The organism is Variovorax sp. P4_D9 (assembly GCF_056401695.1).
In genome coordinates this window covers 1-2,495 of the sequence record NZ_JBFUIU010001085.1, presented here as the reverse complement: position 1 = coordinate 2,495, position 2,495 = coordinate 1, and the positions used below count along the sequence as shown (strand labels likewise).

The following is a 2,495-nucleotide window of genomic DNA, read 5'->3' as shown; positions in this document are numbered from 1 at the left end:
GGCCAACCTGGTGGCGCTGCTGCGCATGAATCTGTTTACCCACCGTGATCTGATGGCGTGGATCGACGAGCCGTTCACAGCGCCGCCCGATCCCGACGAATCACCCCAGGGCGCATTCGCATTCACTTGATGTTGGACAGCACCCATGGGGGCACGATCCTGAAATCCACACACAAGCCGTCCGGAACCCGCGTCAGTTCAGCATGTCATCCGCCGGATTCGCCTGTCTTGGACAGCAGTGCGTTGGTCCATATGTTGCGCCCGGCGGTGTCGCCCTCGGGAGGCCGGTCGCTGAGCGCCACATGAATTTCATCGGCAGCGTAGCGTCGGGTCCCCTCAGTTCACAAAGGGGATCCGATCATGTTCGAGAATCTGTATCGGTATTCGCGCGTCCTCGCCCGGCATCTCGATGGACCGGCGGCCGAGGAGCGAGACCGCTCTGTCGCGAACTTCGCAGCGTCGGGGGCCACGAGAGATTCGGTTTCAAACCTGGCGAGTGAGTTCTTGGTCGTCGCGCAGCGCCTGGACGTCAGCGGAACGAGGGCCGTCACGCCCGAGGAGTCGCCTCGGTTGCCGATCGTTGGGTTCGGCATCACCGACGACGCGGCCGCAGCATCTCACCCGGTCGCGCCAGAGAGTCGTGCAAGTAGCCACCGACTGGCTGAGATTCATGGGGCGCAAGCGGCCGAGCCGCCGCCGATGGCCACGTAGCAACTACAGAACGGGTTTGCCGCACCCAGGGAAGGCCGACCTCGTCAGCAGCGCCCAATTCCATCCTACAACCACGCGCCACCAGTCGCCAGCCACGCCCCACGCTTCATGCTCCGGGGTCGGGCCTGCCCGATGGCTCACTACTGAGGCCGCTGCCAAGCAGCGTCAACGGCCATAGCGCCCGACCAAGCTCTGTCCGCCGAGCGCATGACCTTTGAGCGTTGCGAGCAAGGCATCGCGCGCCAAACCGGCGGGCAGCGCTCCTGGCGGAAGCTCGGACGCCACCACGTTTAACGTGTAGTGATGCGGCAGGTCGCCAACCGGCGGGCACATCCCGCGATATGCCGCCGCGCCCGAGACGTTCGGCCCCATGGAAAAGTCTGCGCCAGCCTGGGCTTCGCCCGACTTGAGTTGGCCGCGTTCCGCTGCGATGTTGTAGGCCACCCAGTGCGATACGCCGAGGCCGCTGGCACCGTCCGGGTCTGATAACAACACCGCGATCGACTTCGCCTTCGCGGGCAGGTTGGTCCAGGCCACAGGCAAGGAGACGTTCTTGCCACCACAATCACCGATGCCCGCGTACTCGACCGGAATAGGGCCGTTCTCGGAAAAAGCGCTGGACGTGACTTCCATGCCAGCTGAGGACTTGCTTCCGGTGGCGGGCGACATGGCGGCACAGCCCCCCATCAGGCTGACGAAGGCAATTGCCGAAATCGACAGGATGTCGGTCAGGAAGCGGGAGCTTGAGCGAGGGGTAGACACTTTCTCTCCTGGGGAATCGCGGTGGCAAGCAGGGGGCTTGCTCACAGTGTGCCCTCGGTGACGCCGCGAGCGGCGGTGGCCCTGGTTTCGGCCTGTACGGTGGCTCGATCGATGGTGCTGGCCAGGCGCGGGGCGACGCCTGCGGAAGCGCCTTCGCCGTAGAGATTTCCCTCACGAGCGATGGCGACTGCCTGCGCACGCACCCCGGTGCGATCGCGCGGGCTCGCAAGGGCTGGTGCGACGCCTGCGAAAGCCGCTTCGCGATAGGGGTCGGCGCTGTGAGCAGCAGCCACGGCTTGGGCGCTCACCTCCGCGCGGCTCGCGGTCGAGTTGAATTTCAGAACGCCTTGGTACTCTTCCGCGCTGACGCCCATGGCGGACAGCGAAGAGAGGGCGGCAACGGTCAGGATGGTGGCGATGGCGATCTTCATGGCGTTTCTTTCAAGGTATGGGGCTGATGAGGGTGGTCTTTGGATCCTCGTCGTCAGCCAACTCGACGGGACTCGGGGGATTCGGAAGGGCCTTTCAGAACCGAAGTGGGCGATTCTTGGGGTCAAACCGGCCTCGCTACGCTGCCGCGGCTTCGAGAATCAGCGCGGCGATCTCTCGCGGGTGCGAGATGAGCGAAACGTGACTTGACGCCAGTTCGATGGTCTTGGCCTTCATGCGATCGGCCATGAAGCGCTGAAGCTCGGGCGAGATGGTCTTGTCGTTCGTCGATATCTGATACCAAGCCGGCTTGCTTCGCCAGGCCGCGACGGTCGTGCGACCGGAAAACAGGGGGGTCGAGACGCGTCCCTGCACGGCATACAGGATGCGGACCTTCACAGGGTCGACGTCGCCGGCAAAGTACTTCAGGAAGGATTCCTCGTTGAGCTGCGCGAACCCGCCCGACACGACAAGACCACGCTTGCCGGCGGGCGAGGGAACTTCATGGCCAGCGCGGGGTAGTTCCTCCCCTGCATCAGGTGCACGGGCAGCCACGTAGACCAACGCCGCGACCTTGGGGTCGATACCGATAC

4 protein-coding genes are annotated in these 2,495 nt (G+C 64.4%); 1 reads left to right on the top strand and 3 read right to left on the bottom strand.

What is annotated here, in order from left to right; translation table 11 throughout:
* Nucleotides 1-360: 360 nt before the first annotated feature.
* Complete coding sequence (locus tag AC1DY5_RS51235; RefSeq protein ID WP_478121949.1) at nucleotides 361-711, top strand: hypothetical protein; 351 nt, start codon at nucleotides 361-363, stop codon at nucleotides 709-711.
* Nucleotides 712-876: 165 nt separating this feature from the next.
* Here the strand turns inward: AC1DY5_RS51235 and AC1DY5_RS51230 are convergent, their stop codons facing one another.
* From AC1DY5_RS51230 to AC1DY5_RS51220, 3 genes are all read right to left on the bottom strand, one after another.
* On the bottom strand, nucleotides 877-1,518 hold the full coding sequence (locus AC1DY5_RS51230) for a YbhB/YbcL family Raf kinase inhibitor-like protein (protein WP_478121948.1): 642 nt from the start codon (nucleotides 1,516-1,518) through the stop codon (nucleotides 877-879).
* On the bottom strand, nucleotides 1,515-1,904 hold the full coding sequence (locus AC1DY5_RS51225; RefSeq protein WP_478121947.1) for a helicase SNF2: 390 nt from the start codon (nucleotides 1,902-1,904) through the stop codon (nucleotides 1,515-1,517). The genes AC1DY5_RS51230 and AC1DY5_RS51225 overlap by 4 nt, the downstream gene beginning before the upstream one ends.
* 136 nt (nucleotides 1,905-2,040) lie before the next feature.
* Nucleotides 2,041-2,495, bottom strand: a 455-nt coding sequence (locus AC1DY5_RS51220; protein WP_478121946.1) for an alpha/beta hydrolase, incomplete at its 5' end; no start/stop codon positions are given.

Excerpts from the sequence above, each read along its gene's own strand:
- AC1DY5_RS51235 (WP_478121949.1), top strand. The coding sequence starts at position 361 with ATGTTCGAGAATCTGTATCGGTATTCGCGCGTCCTCGCCCGGCATCTC.
- AC1DY5_RS51225 (WP_478121947.1), bottom strand. The coding sequence starts at position 1,904 with ATGAAGATCGCCATCGCCACCATCCTGACCGTTGCCGCCCTCTCTTCG.